The organism is Gordonia sesuvii (assembly GCF_036350415.1).
Classification (GTDB): domain Bacteria; phylum Actinomycetota; class Actinomycetes; order Mycobacteriales; family Mycobacteriaceae; genus Gordonia; species Gordonia sesuvii.
In genome coordinates, this window is the sequence record NZ_JAZDUF010000004.1 from 592,180 (window position 1) to 608,061 (window position 15,882).

Sequence of the window (15,882 nt, forward strand, 5' to 3'; positions counted from 1 at the left end):
GGAGTTCTGCACTCATGACCGCACCCATTCCCGGCTCGGAGGTCTTCTCCAGCCGACCGACGGACCTCGACGCGCTGGCCCGCTCGTTGCCGCCGTCGCTGCCCGTCCACACCGTCACCCAGGAACAGATCGACGCCGTCGACCCCCTTACCTACGAGGTCATCCGGCACCGCCTGTGGTCGGTGACCGACGAGATGGGCGAGGCGCTCAAGCGCATGTCCGGATCGCCGATCGTGACCGACGCCAACGACTTCGACTTCGCCGTCAGCGACGAGATCGGTCAGGAGGTGCAGGTGGGCCTCTACAACACGATGCTCGTCGGGGCCGTCGACCTCGCCATCTACTGGACGCTGCAGAACCGGTCGACCAACCCCGGCATCACCGAGGGTGACATGTTCCTCTGCAACGATCCGTGGGTCGGCGGTGGCCTGCACCAGAGCGACGTCATCGTCTACCAACCCGTCTTCTACGACGGCCAGCTGTTCGGCTGGACCAGCGCCATCTGCCACGAACCCGACCTCGGCGGTTCCGGGCTCGGATCCTTCGACCCGGCCGCCAAAGATGTCTTCTCCGAATCCCTTCCGACGCCACCGATCAAGGTCGTGCGTGACTTCGAGTTGCAGCGCGACGTCGCCGACGTCTGGGTACGGCGCTCCCGGGTGCCGATGCTCGTCGGTCTCGATCTGCGCGCCAAGATCGGTGCCAACAGTGTGGGTCGCGACCGTCTGCTCGCGGTCATCGAACAGTACGGTGCCGACACCGTCAAGGCCGTGATGAAACGGATGATGGCCGACGCCGAGAGCCGGCTGCGCGCCAAGCTGACCGATCTGCCCGACGGTACCTGGCATGCCACCGGGTACCAGGATCAGGCGCAGACCGGCGACCGCGAGGTCCACAAGATCACCGTCGCGATGACCAAAGAAGCCGACCACCTGTCGTTCGACTTCACCGGTACCGACCCGCAGACCGGCGTCATCAACTGCACCTACGCCGGCATGCGCGGCGGGGTGATGCTGGCGCTGCTGCCGATTCTCGCCGGTGACATCCCTTGGTCGGCAGGCGGTCTGATGCGCTGCTTCGACCTGATCGCCGAGGAGGGGACGATCAACAACGCCACCTTCCCGGCCGCGGTGAGTCGCGGCCCGATCGGGCCGGCCTGGTTGACCGGCAACCTGATCGCCGAATGTCTGGCGCAGATGCTGGACCGTCATCTCGAACTCGGGAAGAACGTGCAGGCGTCGTGCTGCGGCACCTGGGACACCGCCGTGGTCGCCGGTCTCGACGAACGTGGCGAGCAACCGGTGCCGTTCCTCAACATCATGATGGAACCGATGGCCGGTGGCTACGGGGCACGGCCGGTCGCCGACGGGATGGACACCGGCGGTCTGTTCTGCATCCCTATGGGCCGCATCCCCGACACCGAGATGACCGAGTTCCTCTACCCGCTGCTGACCCTGTGGCGCCGTGAGGAACCCGACTCCGGCGGGCCCGGCCGGCATCGTGGCGGTGTATCGGCCTCGCTGGCCGTCACCCCGTATGGAACGAGTCTGCCGATGGGGCTGGTGTTCGCGTCGGCCGGCAAGGCTGTCGCGCAGAACTCCGGCCTCGCCGGCGGGCTCCCGGGCAACACCGGGCTGGAGATCCTCGCCCGCGCCTCCGGGGTGCAGGATCTGTTGGCCCAGGGCACGATTCCGGCAACGCTGGAAGATCTGTCCGGCGACAAGGAACTCGGCCCCTGCTACGCCGAAAGCTACCTGGCGCCCGGCGAGGTGCTCTACATGCACTGGCAGGGTGGCGGCGGCTACGGAGATCCACTACGGCGGGAACCGGAGTCGGTGGCCGACGACGTCCGCAACGGAAAGGTCACCCCGACCGGCGCAGCCGACAACTACGGCGTCGTGCTCGCCGACGGACAGGTCGATGAGGCCGGCACCGAGCAGAAACGCAACGAGCTGCGCGAGGCCCGCCGCGACCGGTCCGATGTCCCGCAGAGCCAGGAGGCGAACCTCGACCTGAGCCGTGCACGTCGGCTCGACGACAACCTCGTCGAGGTCACCATCGGGGAGTCGCGCGCCGTCGGATGCGCCCACTGTGGACGGCTTCTCGGCGACAGCAAGACCGGACGCCTCGACCTGGCCCGCTACGACGGTCCGTCGAGCGACGCGGGACCGCAGGTCACCTCCGACCCCGGTGAGTACGTCGACACTAAGGTCGTCTTCCGGCAGCACTGCTGCCCCGGTTGCTGGACCGCGATCTACTCGGGCATCGTCCCCGTCGATCATCCCGACCGGGTCGCCGAACTCGCCCAGCTGCTCCCCGCGGTGGCGGGCCGATGACGATGACGAAGCCGGCCGGCCGAGCGCGATGGGGCGATCGGCTGGTCGGCTACCCCGAGGACCTCGCCGAGGCCTATCGGAGCGCAGGGGAGTGGACGGATCGGCCACTGGCACAACGTCTGCAGGACAGTGTCGACCGATACACCGACCGGCCTGCCGTGACCACCGATGGCGGCACGGTCACCTACCGCGAACTCGGGCAGCGTACCGATCAGATCGCCGCCGGTCTCCTGGACCTCGGATTGGTGCCGGGCGACCCGATCCTGTTCCAGGCGACCAACCGACTGGAGACGGTGCTCACCTGGTACGGCTGCATCAAGGCGGGACTGGTGCCGGTGGCCACCCTCGCCGCGCACCGCGGACACGAGATCGGCCATATCTCCCGCGCCGTCGGCGCCGTGGGCCACGTCGTCGAGGCGGGCCTGTCGTTCGACCTCGTCGACTTCGCCCGCGAGCAGGCACAAGGCCATCCGACTCTGCGGACGATGCTGACCATCGGCGCAACCGCGGGTGAGGGGACCCCGGTTGAGACGCTCGGCGCCGACATCGCACCCGACGACGCGCGCGCACGGGTCGCGGCGGTGCAGGCCGAGATCGATCCGCTCGACGTCGTCGCCTTCCAGCTCTCCGGCGGTACCACCGGTGTGCCCAAGGTGATCCCGCGACGCCACGTCGAATACTGGGACAACGCACGACTCTACGCACGCCGCCTCGGCTGGACTGCAGACACCCGGGTCGCGCACCTCATCCCGATCATCCACAACGCCGGGATCAGTTGCGGGCTGCACGCCGCACATTCCGTCGGTGCCTGTCTGGTTCTGGCGACCGCCGATGTCACCCAGGCATTTCCGTTGATGGCGCGAGCACAGGCCACCGACGTACTCATCGGCCACGGCCACTATCAGGCCGTCGTGAGTCCGGCTTTCGACGAGGTCCGACCGGTGCTGCGCACCGTCATCCTGTCCGGCGCCAAGGTGAGCCCCGAACTGTTCGAGCGCGTCGACGACGGCGAGAAACATTGGGCAGGACAACTGTTCGGGATGTCGGAAGGTCTGTTCACCGTCTCCCCGCACGATTCGCCGGCGTCGGCCCGCATGACCACGGTCGGCACGCCGATCGCGGTGACCGACGAGATCCGCATCCTCGAACCCGGCACCGAGACCGAGGTGGCCGACGGCGAGGTCGGCGAGTTGACCTGTCGCGGGCCGTACACCATCCCGGGCTACTTCGATGCGCCCGAACACAATCGGACGGCCTTCACCTCCGACGGCTTCTATCGGACCGGAGACCTGGCATCCATCGTCGTCATCGACGGCGTCCGGTATGTCTCGATCGAAGGGCGCATCAAGGACCTGATCAACCGCGGCGGCGAGAAGATCAACGCCGAAGAGGTCGAACAGCTGCTCGTGACGCACCCGAACGTGCAGAACGCGGCGGTCGTGGCCATGCCCGATCCACGGCTGGGTGAGCGCACCTGCGCTTATCTCGTGACGGTGGACGGCACAGTGCTGTCGATGAGCGAGATGCGGGGGCACCTCGAGGCGCGTGGTGTGGCCAAGTTCAAATGGCCCGAACGGCTCGAGTTCGTGAGTGCGTTTCCCCAGACCAATGTGGGCAAGATCGACAAAAAGCGGCTCCGCGCCGACATCGTCGCCAGGCTTGCCGAAACCCCAGATCAGTGAGGAAAGACCGATGAATGTCAGTCGCATCGCCGTGCTCGGCGGCGGGCCGGGCGGCCTGTACGCGGCACGGCTGCTCAAGCGCAGCCACCCCGACGCCGAGGTCACCGTCTATGAACAGGGTTCGCCGGACACTACATTCGGGTTCGGCGTCGGGCTGGCGTCGCGTACTCAACGCAATTTGCGGGAGGCCGATCCGGATTCGCTCGACGCCATCGTCGACGTGTCCCATCCGCACGAGATGTCGATGAGGGTCGGCGATCATGTGGCGCGGCTGTCGCATGGTGAACTGCTCGCCATCGCGCGGACGACCCTGCTCGACGTACTGCAGAAGCATGCTGCCGATGCCGGTGTGCGGCTGGAGTTCGGCCAGCGACGATCGGTGGGCGACCTCGACGCCGATCTCATCATCGCGGCCGATGGGGTGAACAGTGCCACCCGCACCGAACTGTCTGCCGAGTTCCGACCGCACATCACCACCGGCGACGGCCTGTACCTCTGGTGCGGAACGGATTTCGCGTTGCCCAGCGCGATCTTCACCCCGGTGACCACCGCGCACGGCACCTTCGTCGCCCACGCCTACCCGTACTCCCACGATCGCAGCACCTTCCTCATCGAAACCGACGAGACCACCTGGCGCAACGCCGGTTTCGATGTCTCGTCCGAGCAGACCGCGGCCGCCGACAGCGACGAGACGTCGCTGGCCTACCTGCAGGACGCGTTCGCCGACACCCTCGGCGGACATCGGCTGATCGGGAACCGCACCCGCTGGATGCGCTTTCGAACGGTCACCTGCGAACGGTGGCACATTGGCAATGTCGTACTGCTCGGCGACGCCGCGCACACCGCGCACTATTCGATCGGCTCCGGTACGAAGCTGGCGATGGAGGACGCCATCGCCCTGGACCGTGCGGTTCGGGACGCATCGACCCTCGACGACGCGCTGACGGCTTACGAGGCCGCGCGTCGTCCGGGCGTCGAGTATCTGCAGTCGATCGCCGCCCGCAGCGAGCTGTGGTGGGAGTCGTTCCCGAGCCGCACCGACATTCCCGTCGAGCAGCTGATGATCGCCTACATGACGCGGGCCGGGAAGGTCGGACTGGATCGGTTCGTGTCGTCGGCGCCCGACATCGCTACCCGCGGTCTCGCGGAATACGCCGGGGTGGATTCGGCGCGGGTCCCCGACGAGCGGATGGCCGACTGGGTGTTGGCGCGGCCGCTGGCCAGGCACGGGTTCACCTTTCCGCGGCGGACCGCCCCGGAGTCACTGCGGGATGAACCCGGCACCGAGGTGATCACCGTGGACCTCGATTCCGGGTGGGGTGCCGGCGCCGACGACATCGTCGCGCGATCGGCGGGTGCATCCGTCCTGTGGCTGACCGGCAGCGCCGACCGCGGTGCGGTGCTGACCCGCCTCGATCTCGGTGAACGGCTGCGGCGCGAGACCGCTGCGGTGGTGGTCGTCGAGGCGCCGACCGACTCCCAGGACGACCTGGTGGCCGGGCTGGTGAGCCTGCGCGCCGATCTGGTGTGTATAGCCGATGCCGCCAGGCGGGGCGGTGTGTCCGAGGCTGTGCACACTGCTGCGGTCTGACGGCACTATTCTTCGCCTATGACCAGCTCGACGCCGAAGGCGACCACCGAGGGCGCGGCGGCCACCGCCAGGGGCGGCCGCAGCAACTCTCGGCGTGAGCTGGTCGAGCGCGAGATCATGGAGCAGGCCACGCGTCTGTTCGCCGAGAAGGGGCTGGCGAGCACGACGTTGCAGGACATCGCCGATGCGACCGGACTGACCCGGCCGGCTTTGTACCACTATGTCGCCAACAAGGACGAGCTGTTTGCGCGCCTGGTGAGCGAGATCGCCGAAGAGCCCGCGGTCCTGCTGCACGAGATCAACGCTCGCAACGACCTCGACCCGGTGGCCAAGGTGCACGAGATGGCGATGTCCATCGCACTACATCAGAGTCAGACACTGGACCGGTTCCGTCTGTTGATCCGGTCGGAGGCCGAGTTGCCGCCCGCGCTGGCCGAGACGTATCGGCAGAGCCGTCGACGCGTGTTGAAGGAACTGGTGGCCGCGGTCGAGGACGGGATCGGTGAGGGCCGGTTTCGACCCGCCGACCCACGGGTGTCCGCACTCGGCATCATCGGCATGCTGAATTGGATCGCCTGGTGGCATCATCCGGGTGATCCAGAAGCCGACCGGAGCATTGCCCGCCAACTCGCGGACATGGCGGTCAATGCGCTTCTGGATCCGAATGCCGGTGATTCGGAGCCGGGTCCCGAGCGTGTGATCGCGCAGATGCGGCAGAACTTGGACTATCTGGAACGGACGCTGCGGCCCGAGTGAGGATCGCGGTACCCGCGTGGCATCAGAAGGGCTGGAACCTCACCTAGACGTCTACATCGCCAGTCGGCACTCACAACAGTCCTCTCGACTTGAGCACCAGATAGTGATCGGCCAGTGCCGCGGGCAATCGCTCCGGCTCGGCGTCCACGACATCCACCCCGAGCCGTCCGACTGCAGCGGCGGTGCGGTTACGGAGCGCCATCGTGCGTGCGGCAGCTGCGGCGTCATAGATCTCGCGGGCGTCGTCGCGTTGGTCGAGCATCGCCGGAAGTGCCGGATCGGCGACCGACCCGATGACGACCCGATACCGTTGCGCGAGAACCGACAGCGGCGGGAGTAGTGACTCCTCCACGGCGGCCGGCTCGAGTGGGGTGAGCAGCACGAGCAGTGCCCGCTGCCGCGACACCTTCGTCACCTCGGCGCCCAACAGCGGCCAATCCGCCTCCAACAGAGCTGGTTCCAGTGGGGCCATCGCGTTGACGAGGTCGCTGAGCAGGGTCGTCCGTGACGAGCCGACCACTCGGCGATGAACGCGGCGGTCACCGGCGATGAGGTCGACCCGATCGCCCGCATGCGATGCCAACGCGGCCAGCAGCAGCGCGGCGTCCATCGCGGCGTCGAGCCGCGGAACGTCGTCGACCCGCCCCGCCGACGTGCGTGAGGTGTCCAGCACGATGACGATGTGTCGGTCCTTCTCCGGCTGCCAGGTGCGCACCACCGTGGATTGTCGGCGTGCGGTCGCCCGCCAGTCGATGCTGCGGACGTCGTCGCCTTCGACATAGTCGCGCAGCGAATCGAATTCGGTGCCCTGCCCGCGGATCCGCACCGCGGACCGACCGTCGAGCTGCCGCAGCCGCGCGAGCCGCGACGGCAGATGCTTGCGTGACCCGAACGGCGGCAGCGCGCGGACATGCCCGGGTGCGTACTGCGAGCGCTGCCGTCCCCCGAGGCCGAGCGGTCCGGTCCGGCGGATCGTAACGCGGATGGCATGCCGGTCGCCGCGCCGGGTCGGACGAAGGGCGGTGGTGACGGCGCGACGCTCGCCCGGCGGGATCGTGACGCGGTGCCGATTGCCGGTCGCGCCGGCCGACGGCTGCCACGCGTCGCGGAGGTGGCCGCGAAACCGGCGACTGCCGAGGTTCTCCACCAGCAGCGTCGAGTCGGTGGCGTCCCCGAGGCGAATGGGTGCGGTCGGTGTCCGGGTCATCCGCACCACCGTCGTCGAGCCGGCACCGATCACGTCCAGCACCAGCACGATCACGCAGAACAGCAGCCACAGACCGACCGTGCCGAAATGTGGGTACACGACGATCGGGATGGCGCCCACCAGCACCAGGACGAAGAAGCGGCCGGTCACGAACATGTCGACGGCCGGGTCAGCGCGGAACCGGGACGGAGCCGATCGCGGCGTCGAGCACGGCGGCCACCGACACCCCTTCCAGTTCGGCCTCAGGCCGTAGCGACAGGCGGTGTGCCAGCGTCGATTGCGCCAACGACTTGACGTCGTCAGGGGTGACGTAGTCGCGGCCGTTGAGCCACGCCCACGCCCTACTGGTGGCGAGCAACGCCGTTGCACCGCGCGGACTCACGCCCAGCGCCAGCGACGGGGACATCCGGGTCGCACGGGCGATGTCGACGATGTACGCGGCCACCGGCGGCGACACCGCGACCCGCCGCACCGCGTCCGAACCGGTGATCACGTCCTGCGCGGAGGCGACCGGGCGCACCCCGGCGGCGGCGAGGTCACGGGGATCGAATCCCGCGGCGTGCCGCATGACGACGGCGATCTCATCGTCGCGCGGCGGAAGCGGCAGCGTGACTTTGATCAGGAACCGGTCGAGCTGCGCCTCGGGCAGCGGGTAGGTGCCCTCGTACTCGACCGGGTTCTGCGTGGCCGCGACGAGGAACGGCGACGGCAGCGGCCGGGGGATGCCATCGACCGACACCTGCCGCTCCTCCATGGCCTCCAGTAGGGATGCCTGCGTCTTGGGGGGCGTGCGGTTGATCTCGTCCGCCAGGAGCAGGTTGGTGAACACCGGGCCCTCGCGGAACGTGAACTCCGACGTGGCGCCGTCGAACACGAGGGATCCGGTCACATCGCCGGGCATCAGGTCGGGCGTGAACTGGACGCGTTTGGTGTCGACGTCCAGCGCGGCCGCGGTGGACCGCACGAGCAACGTCTTCGCGACACCCGGGACGCCCTCCAGCAGGATGTGGCCGCGACACAGCAGCGCGATCAGGATGCCGGTCACCGCAGCATCCTGTCCGACAACGGCTTTGGCGGTCTCCTCGCGGACGGCGGACAGGGCGGCGCGGGCGTCGGCGAAGGTGGTCGGATTGACGGTCATGGTGTGCGACGGACTTCCTGGTCGAGGGCGGTCAATTCGGATGTGAACTGCACGAGCTGCTCCGGTGTCTGGGGGAGTGGACCCGCGAGCAACGCGTGGACGTGTCGAGGGTCGTGGCCGCTGGCCTGTGCGGCTGCGGCGACGATCGCCAGGACGGCCGGGGTGGGTGGACCGACACCCCCGAAGTCGCCGGCGTCGTCGAGGTCCCGACTCGCCCGCGCCGCGTCGAACGGCAGACCCAGATGGCGGGACATGCGCTCGAGGGTGTGGATACGCAGCTGTCCGGCGGCGCGGTCATCGGCTCGCGCCTTGTGGTACATCCGGCCACGCGCCTGGGTGGTCTCGATGGCCTTCACGACCGCGGGTAGCGGTTCACTGACCAGCGGACCGAAACGCCTTCCGCGCCAGAACATCAGTGCGATCAGGCCGAAGAAGGCGAGGAGGACGAGAGGCCCGACCGCGAGGGGCACATCAGACGGTTCGTCCTGGACATCCGGGGTCGTCAGGGTGTCGTCGAACGACGGCAGGTACCACAGCAGGCGGTCGGAGTTCCCGAAGGTGCGTACCGCGACGCCGGCGTTGTCGAAACGAGTGATCTGGTCGTTCTGCAGGAACTGGCCGCTGACGACGAGCACCTCCGGGCGGGTGGATGTCGCGTCGAGGCGAACGACGCCCGATACGTCGTCGACAGTGAAACAGCTTGTGGCGGCGATGCTCTCGCCCACCACCTGATACCCGTCCACGTCGTGCAGGATCATGTCGTCGCGGGCGATGTCGTCGGTGATGCAGTCCGCGTCGACGGCGTCGGTGATCCCGATGGCCGAGCCGGTGGCGACGGGGAGATCGAGCAACCCGAGTCCCCGCATCGTCGGTGCGACGACGATGATGCGGCCGGCCCCGCGGACGTGGTCGAGGAACTCTCGGGCGGTCGTATCGCCGAGTTCGTCTGTCGCACCGATCACCACGGTGGTGTTCGAGCCCGGGCGCGGCTCGGCGAGCAGGTCGTTCTGGCCACGCGCGACGGTGACCGCGACCCCGCGATCGTCGAGAACCGCGGCGAGCGCACCCGCGCCGATGGCGCCGGGGTTCTGCGGGTCGAGCCGCTCGGTGGGGGCGTCGCCCGGGGAGTCGCCGACGAGTGCGGCGAGGATGGCGAGTGTCGCGACGACCACCACGGCGAGCAACGTCCAGCCGGCCATCCGCCACCCTCCGGCCCGGCCTCCGGTGGCGACCGGTGGCGCCTCGGTGGTGGCCGTCATGCTCCGGCCTCCACCATGGGAGCCGCGGTCGTGTGGGGCCGGGTCCGCGCGAGGGTGTCATCGAGGTCGATCATGGCCAGGGCCTGCCCGTGATCGGCGTGCCGCCCGCCATAGGCGACCTCGTCGAAGACCGCTGCGGCGGACCGCAGTCGGGCCGTCTCGCCGGGAAAACTGGCGACCAATCCGTCCGCGACCTCGTGCGCGGTGAGCGACGGCGCGTCGGGCAGCAGCGTGCGTTCGAAGCCGCGGCGCGCGATGGCCCGCATCGCGTCGCGGACGGCGGTGTCGAAGTCGTTGCGGGCCATGGCGTCACGAGCTCGTCGACGGAACTCGTCGGCGCTCAGGGCTTCGCCGGCGAGCACGCTGCCGCTGCCGTCGGTGCGGGCGCGGGGGGTGCGGCGAACGAATCGAAGGAGGTACAGACCGAGCGCGAGCAATGCGACCGCCACGATTGCGGCGACGAACCCGGGCAGGGGCGTCGACGTACCGCTGATGGAGCCGAGCACCGAATCCAGCCAGTCGTTCACCGCGGTGGTGAATCGTTCGAGCAACCCGGGTTCACTCTCGCCGTACCGGGGTTTCGACAGTTCGTCCTCGAGCCACTCCCGGGCCTCGTCGTTGCCGGGGGACAAGCCGGCGGCAATCGTGACCGCGATCGTCACGGGGTGGTCCAGCCACCCGGCGGTCGGCCGGCCGCCCGGTCCGCGGCGGTCTGGCCGAGCACGAGATCGTAGCCCTCCGAACGGATGCGGGCATCCACATGCAGGGCCGCGACGGTGATCGCGACGAACGGCTGCGTGACGATACCGGCGACCGCGGAACCGAGCAGCGGCAGCACGAGCGCGAAGATGAACCCGGCGGAGAATCCGACGTCGCTGGTGTTGCCGATCCCCCACACGAGTGCCGTCATCGTCTGGATGCTTCCGGAGATCACGGACGAGACGATCGCGGCGAGCCCCCCGACGAGGAACAACACGCCGAAGGTGCGCCAGAACCGTCCCGCGGTCAATGCGAACGATCGTCGCAGGGCGTCGAACACACCCCGTCGCTCGACGACCACCGCCGCCAGGCAGAAGGCGAATCGCACCGACACCCAGGCGCCCACGACTGCGAGCAGCAACAGGATGAGCAACACCATCGACAGCGAGATCTCGTCGGCCACCATCCCGGTGATGGTCAGGGCGATCACCGGGCCGATCACCAACGTCGAGGCGCCGGCGAGCAGCAGATACAGCCCGCACAGCGGCGGGAGCGTCGATCGGGTCTCACGGAGGGATTCCGCCACCGTGGGCGTTCGGCCGATCGCCTGCTGGTTGAACGGGTAGGCCAGGATGCCGCTGAGCGCCGCACTGACGAACCCACCCAGCACCGCCAACAGCATCACGCCGGAGAACGCGACCACACCGTCCAGGTCGTCGGCGCCTCCGGTCCAGATGAACGCCGTGAGGGCGCCTCCCACCACGCCGAGCACCAGCAGGAACACGAGCCAGGTCACCAGGGTCAGCCCGAGGTAGGTGCCCGGGCCGCGGCGCACCGCGGTGAACACCGCCTGCAGGATGTCGCCGACGGTCAGCGGGCGCAGCGGGATGATGCCGGGCTTGTGGGCGACCAGCGGATTCCCGTACGGCGGTTGCCCTCCGCCGCCCACACCCCATTGGGGTGCAGGGTACGGGGATGTCGGGTACGGGGGTGCCGGGAAGGGTTGCTGCGGAGAGGGATACGGCGGTCCGGGATGCGCAGGCCCCCCATACGGCGCCGACGGTGGCACCGGAGCCCATCCGGGCGGCGCCCATGGAGCACGTGAGCCGGGCGGTCGATGATCGGGGATCTCACCCATGGTGCGTCGTCCCCTCTCCTCGGGCGGCAATTGGTCTGTGTGCGGCGAAACTACCAAAATCAGACGCCGTCGAGCCGGTATGTAGGTCGCGCGGATGATGGGCTCGATGCCAGGTCGGCACCACGCCGGGTCACCTGTAGCCGAGCGCGCCGACCATCTGGGCATAGCCTTCCCGGACACTCGGATACCGCGGCGCCCACCCCGTCGCGTCCCGAAACCGTGTGTTGCGTACCCGTAGTGACCTCGTCATCGACGTGGTGCGGTCGCCGAGCAGGGCAGCGGCACGACCCGGCACGCCGAGCCACGGATGCGTGCCGACGGCCGCGCCGACCGCCTCGGCGTGGTCCTCGGCGGTGACGGGTTCGTCGTCGACGATGTGAAAGGTTCCGGCCGGGCAGTGCAGCGCAGCCACGACCGCGGACGCAGCGTCCTCCAGATGAATCGACGACATGTAGCTGTCACGTCGTCCGGCCCGAAATCCGATGTGGCGACGCGCGATCCGCATGATCTGTTCGCTGTGGGCGGCGCCCGGCCCGTAGAACAGCCCGAAACGCAAGACCACCGCCGTGCCGCCGGAGTCGCCGAATCGGCGTGCGTTTGCCTCCGCCGCGTGGTTGCCGACGGCGATCGGGAAATGGTCGACGGCTGATCGTTCGTCGACCCAGTCTGCGCCGCCGTCCGCGCAGATCATCACCACCGATTCTTGGATCAGGCGAGGTACGCCTGCCTCGAGTGCCGCGTTCACCACGGCGGTGGACCCCTCGGTGCGAATCCGCGTGCATTCCTTCCACGCGGACCGCAGGACGAAGCGATGCGTCGGGGGTAGCGCGGACGCCAGGTTGACGACCACGTCCTGGCCGAGGAAACACTCGGCGAGAGCCGCCTGGTCGATGAGCGAGACCTCGACCGGGCGCGCGCCCTGGCTGCGCAGGAGCTCGGCCTTCCGCGGGGTTCTGGCGAGCGCGGAGACGGTGTGCCCGGCGCATATCAGGGCGGGAACCGCGTGGCCTCCGAGCGCGCCGGTGCCGCCGGTGACGAAAACGTGCGACGGACGCATGTGCCCAGTGTCGCATCGTGGCGCCGACGACATGCCGACCTTGCCCGCCGCGCACCGACCCGGATCGAGCGAACGCGGGTGACCTTCCGGTAGACAGTGCTAACGTCACAAACTAGAACACGTTCTACTTCGATGAGAGGCCAACCATGACGGTGGAGCAGGGGACCCTGAGCGAGCAGATCAACGCGACCGTGGACGCATACGTCGAGTTGCTGACCAACGGAACGGCGGAGCAGATCGCGGACCTGTACGCCGCCAACGCGACGGTCGAGGACCCGATCGGGGCCGAGCTACGCACCACCCGCGAGCAGCTCATCGAGTTCTACTCGGTGATCACCGGGATGGACGAGCGGTCGGCGACCCTCAAGTGGAAGAAGATCGCCGGCGACACGGCAGTGTTCGAGTTCACGCTGGTCACGGGCACGTCGGGGATGAAGTTCGAGATCACCCCGATCGACATCATGGTGTTCGACGCCGACGGCAAGGTGTCGTCGATGCGTGCGGTGTGGGAGCAGTCGGATCTGAAGCAGATCTGATCCCCCGATCCCTGAGGAGCCCCGGAGCGCTATATCCCCCGGTCCCTGAGCGGAGGGGCTCGGACCGCAATATCCTCCGGTCCCTGAGGGGAGGGGCCCGGACCGCAATATCCCCCGGTCCCTGAGGAGCCCCGGAGCGCTAGCGGAGGGGCGTCACGAAGGGCCGCCCTTCGAGACCCTTCGAGACGCTCGCAGGCTCGCTCCTCAGGGAACGGGGAGGCCGGTTCAACCCCGCCCCGTCGGCCGCAACACGATCTCCTCCGGATGCGCGTCGGCCGACGTGGTGATCGCATGCACCACCGCGCCGGCGACGGTCGAGGTCTTCAGGAACCGCGACGGGTCGTACTCGTCGCCCTCGCGCGCGACGATGTCGCGCTGCATGTCGGTGTCGATGCGGCCGGGGAAGATCGTCGTGACGCGCAGGGTCGGTTCCTCGGCGCGCAATGCGTCGGCGAGCGCGCGCAGACCGAACTTGCTCGCCGCGTACGGCGCCCACCTCGCGTTGGCGCGGCGGCCCGCGCCCGAGTTGATGAACACCACATGGCCATGCGCCTCGCGCAGCGCCGGGAGCAGCAGGCGGGTGAGTTCGGCCGCGGCCACCAGGTTCACCTCGAGGACCTGATGCCATTCCTCGACGGGGGTGTCGGCGATCGGTTCGAGGCTGCTGCCGACCCCGGCGTTGTGGACCAGGACGTCGAGGGACGTGATCGCCTCGACGGCGGCCTCCACCTCCTCATAGTCGGTCAGTTCCACGGGAAACGTGCTCGCGCCGTCGAGCTCCGCGGTGAGCCGATCGAGCTCGGGCGACGGGCGTCCCCCGAGCAGCAGGTCGTGGGTGGGGGAGAGCCGTCGGGCGATCTCGGCGCCGAGGCCCCGACTGGCGCCGGTGATCAATGCGGTCGACACAGCATCGACGTTACCCGGCACCTCCGGGGCACCTCCTCGGTGCGCGACGACGACGCGGGCGGTGCAGAATCGACTGGTGGCCCGGTATGGATTCACCCCGACTCAGTTGTCTGCCCGCGCCGCGTACCTGCTGCGCGGCAACGATCTGGGCAGCATGACCAGCGCCGCGCCCAAGCTGTACCCACACATGTGGAGCTGGGACGCCGCCTTCGTGACCGTCGGCCTCGCGCCGCTGTCGGTGGAGCGGGCGGTGATCGAGATGGACACGCTGCTCTCGGCGCAATGGGACAACGGGATGATCCCGCACATCGTGTTCGCCAACGGCCGCGACGGCTACTTCCCCGGGCCGGCGCGCTGGGAGTGCGCGCGCCTCGCGCCGAGCGCCCCGGACGCACCCGACACCTCGGGCATCACCCAACCCCCGGTCCATGCGATTGCCGTCCAACGCATCCTCGACCATTCGCGCCGGCACGGCCGGACCACCCGGGCGGTGGCCAACGAGTTCATCGACCGGCGATGGGCGTCGCTCGTGCGGTGGCATCGTTGGCTCGCCCACGCGCGCGACCCGCACGGCAACGGCCGCGTCACCTTGTTTCATGGCTGGGAGTCCGGGATGGACAACTCGCCGCGGTGGGACCGCCCGTACGCGAACGTCGTACCGGGCGTGGATCTGCCGGCCTACGTCCGCGCCGACCTGGACCATGTCGGTGACCTCTCGATGCGGCCGTCGGACCTCGAGTATGACCGCTACCTGTGGCTCGTCGAGCAGATGAAACGCGCGAACTACGACGACGACCTGCTCCCGAAGGTGATGAGTTTCGCCGTGGAGGACGTGTTCGTCAGCGCCATCTTCGCCGTCGCCTGCGATGTGCTCGCGACGATCGGTGAGGACTACTCGAAGCCACGCTCCGACGTTCGTGATCTGCGTGCGTGGGCGGACCGGTTTCGTGCCGGGGTGGTGGCATCGGCGAACGAACGCAATGGCGCCGCAAGGGATTATGACCTGCGCACCGATCAGTGGATCAACACCGAGACGCTCGCGGTGTTCGCGCCGCTGCTCTGCGGCGGGTTGTCGCGGGAACGTGAGCGCGCCCTGCTGCGCCTGTTCGACGGCCCGCGGTTCTGCGGTCATCCCGATCTGCGATACGCGGTGCCGCCGTCGACGTCGCCGATCTCGATGGACTTTCGTCCGCGCGAGTACTGGCGCGGACCGGTCTGGCCGGTGATGACCTGGCTGTTCAGCTGGGCGTTCGCGCGCCGCGGGTGGACCGAGCGGTCGGCCCGGCTGCGCGAGGAGGGACTGCGGCAGGCCACCGACGGCGCGTTCGCGGAGTATTACGAACCGTTCACCGGCGAACCGCTCGGCAGCATGCAGCAGAGCTGGACCGCCGCGGCGGTGCTGGACTGGCTGGACTGAGCGCCTTTCCGCTGATCGAGTAGGTGACGAGCGGCAGCGAGGAGCCGTATCGAGATCCGGTGACGCTCTGTGGCGTCCGGAAACGATTGTGACGCACGTGGTCTCGATACGCCACCTCGCCTAGCGGCTCGGCGGCTACTCGACCATCGGGGGGTCG

13 protein-coding genes are annotated in these 15,882 nt (G+C 68.7%); 6 read left to right on the forward strand and 7 right to left on the reverse strand.

Features of this window, described 5'->3' with window-relative positions; translation table 11 throughout:
* The first annotated feature begins 14 nt into the window (after positions 1-14).
* Genes VZC37_RS16560 through VZC37_RS16575 form a run of 4 tightly spaced genes read left to right on the forward strand, consistent with a single transcriptional unit; the run spans position 15 to position 6,365 of the window.
* The gene (locus VZC37_RS16560; RefSeq protein WP_330433654.1) at positions 15-2,336 is read left to right on the forward strand and encodes a hydantoinase B/oxoprolinase family protein; all 2,322 of its coding nucleotides are present in this window, start codon (positions 15-17) and stop codon (positions 2,334-2,336) included.
* Positions 2,333-4,018 carry a (2,3-dihydroxybenzoyl)adenylate synthase gene (locus tag VZC37_RS16565; protein ID WP_330433655.1) on the forward strand — a complete coding sequence of 562 codons (1,686 nt, stop codon included), beginning with the start codon at positions 2,333-2,335 and terminating at the stop codon, positions 4,016-4,018. The genes VZC37_RS16560 and VZC37_RS16565 overlap by 4 nt, the downstream gene beginning before the upstream one ends.
* Before the next feature lie 10 nt (positions 4,019-4,028).
* Positions 4,029-5,609 (forward strand): FAD-dependent monooxygenase, encoded by a 1,581-nt coding sequence (locus tag VZC37_RS16570; protein WP_330433656.1) that lies wholly within the window; start codon positions 4,029-4,031, stop codon positions 5,607-5,609.
* Positions 5,610-5,627: 18 nt separating this feature from the next.
* Complete coding sequence (locus VZC37_RS16575) at positions 5,628-6,365, forward strand: TetR/AcrR family transcriptional regulator (protein ID WP_330433657.1); 738 nt, start codon at positions 5,628-5,630, stop codon at positions 6,363-6,365.
* A 70-nt stretch (positions 6,366-6,435) separates the two neighbouring features.
* Here the strand turns inward: VZC37_RS16575 and VZC37_RS16580 are convergent, their stop codons facing one another.
* From VZC37_RS16580 to VZC37_RS16605, 6 genes are all read right to left on the reverse strand, one after another.
* Positions 6,436-7,728 carry a DUF58 domain-containing protein gene (locus tag VZC37_RS16580; RefSeq protein ID WP_330433658.1) on the reverse strand — a complete coding sequence of 431 codons (1,293 nt, stop codon included), beginning with the start codon at positions 7,726-7,728 and terminating at the stop codon, positions 6,436-6,438.
* A gap of 13 nt (positions 7,729-7,741) precedes the next feature.
* A complete protein-coding gene (locus tag VZC37_RS16585; protein ID WP_330433659.1) occupies positions 7,742-8,713 on the reverse strand; it encodes an AAA family ATPase in 972 nt (323 codons plus the stop codon).
* Complete coding sequence (locus tag VZC37_RS16590) at positions 8,710-9,972, reverse strand: DUF4350 domain-containing protein (protein ID WP_330433660.1); 1,263 nt, start codon at positions 9,970-9,972, stop codon at positions 8,710-8,712. The genes VZC37_RS16585 and VZC37_RS16590 overlap by 4 nt, the downstream gene beginning before the upstream one ends.
* Positions 9,969-10,634, reverse strand: coding sequence for a DUF4129 domain-containing protein (locus VZC37_RS16595; protein WP_330433661.1), 666 nt, complete (start codon positions 10,632-10,634; stop codon positions 9,969-9,971). The genes VZC37_RS16590 and VZC37_RS16595 overlap by 4 nt, the downstream gene beginning before the upstream one ends.
* Positions 10,631-11,620 carry a glycerophosphoryl diester phosphodiesterase membrane domain-containing protein gene (locus VZC37_RS16600; RefSeq protein ID WP_330433663.1) on the reverse strand — a complete coding sequence of 330 codons (990 nt, stop codon included), beginning with the start codon at positions 11,618-11,620 and terminating at the stop codon, positions 10,631-10,633. The genes VZC37_RS16595 and VZC37_RS16600 overlap by 4 nt, the downstream gene beginning before the upstream one ends.
* A 319-nt stretch (positions 11,621-11,939) precedes the next feature.
* Positions 11,940-12,866, reverse strand: coding sequence for an NAD-dependent epimerase/dehydratase family protein (locus tag VZC37_RS16605; protein WP_330433664.1), 927 nt, complete (start codon positions 12,864-12,866; stop codon positions 11,940-11,942).
* Positions 12,867-13,012: 146 nt separating this feature from the next.
* Between VZC37_RS16605 and VZC37_RS16610 the strand changes: the two genes are divergently transcribed.
* Positions 13,013-13,402, forward strand: a complete 390-nt coding sequence (locus VZC37_RS16610; protein WP_330433666.1) for a nuclear transport factor 2 family protein — start codon at positions 13,013-13,015, stop codon at positions 13,400-13,402.
* Positions 13,403-13,627: 225 nt separating this feature from the next.
* Here the strand turns inward: VZC37_RS16610 and VZC37_RS16615 are convergent, their stop codons facing one another.
* Positions 13,628-14,308 carry an SDR family oxidoreductase gene (locus VZC37_RS16615; RefSeq protein ID WP_330433668.1) on the reverse strand — a complete coding sequence of 227 codons (681 nt, stop codon included), beginning with the start codon at positions 14,306-14,308 and terminating at the stop codon, positions 13,628-13,630.
* A 76-nt stretch (positions 14,309-14,384) separates the two neighbouring features.
* Between VZC37_RS16615 and ggh the strand changes: the two genes are divergently transcribed.
* Positions 14,385-15,725 (forward strand): glucosylglycerate hydrolase, encoded by a 1,341-nt coding sequence (gene ggh / locus VZC37_RS16620; protein ID WP_330433670.1) that lies wholly within the window; start codon positions 14,385-14,387, stop codon positions 15,723-15,725.
* The last annotated feature ends 157 nt before the right edge of the window (positions 15,726-15,882 follow it).

Excerpts from the sequence above, each read along its gene's own strand:
- VZC37_RS16590 (WP_330433660.1), bottom strand. The coding sequence starts at position 9,972 with ATGACGGCCACCACCGAGGCGCCACCGGTCGCCACCGGAGGCCGGGCC.
- VZC37_RS16575 (WP_330433657.1), top strand. The coding sequence starts at position 5,628 with ATGACCAGCTCGACGCCGAAGGCGACCACCGAGGGCGCGGCGGCCACC.
- VZC37_RS16610 (WP_330433666.1), top strand. The coding sequence starts at position 13,013 with ATGACGGTGGAGCAGGGGACCCTGAGCGAGCAGATCAACGCGACCGTG.
- VZC37_RS16560 (WP_330433654.1), top strand. The coding sequence starts at position 15 with ATGACCGCACCCATTCCCGGCTCGGAGGTCTTCTCCAGCCGACCGACG.
- VZC37_RS16580 (WP_330433658.1), bottom strand. The coding sequence starts at position 7,728 with ATGTTCGTGACCGGCCGCTTCTTCGTCCTGGTGCTGGTGGGCGCCATC.
- VZC37_RS16570 (WP_330433656.1), top strand. The coding sequence starts at position 4,029 with ATGAATGTCAGTCGCATCGCCGTGCTCGGCGGCGGGCCGGGCGGCCTG.
- VZC37_RS16585 (WP_330433659.1), bottom strand. The coding sequence starts at position 8,713 with ATGACCGTCAATCCGACCACCTTCGCCGACGCCCGCGCCGCCCTGTCC.
- VZC37_RS16565 (WP_330433655.1), top strand. The coding sequence starts at position 2,333 with ATGACGATGACGAAGCCGGCCGGCCGAGCGCGATGGGGCGATCGGCTG.
- VZC37_RS16605 (WP_330433664.1), bottom strand. The coding sequence starts at position 12,866 with ATGCGTCCGTCGCACGTTTTCGTCACCGGCGGCACCGGCGCGCTCGGA.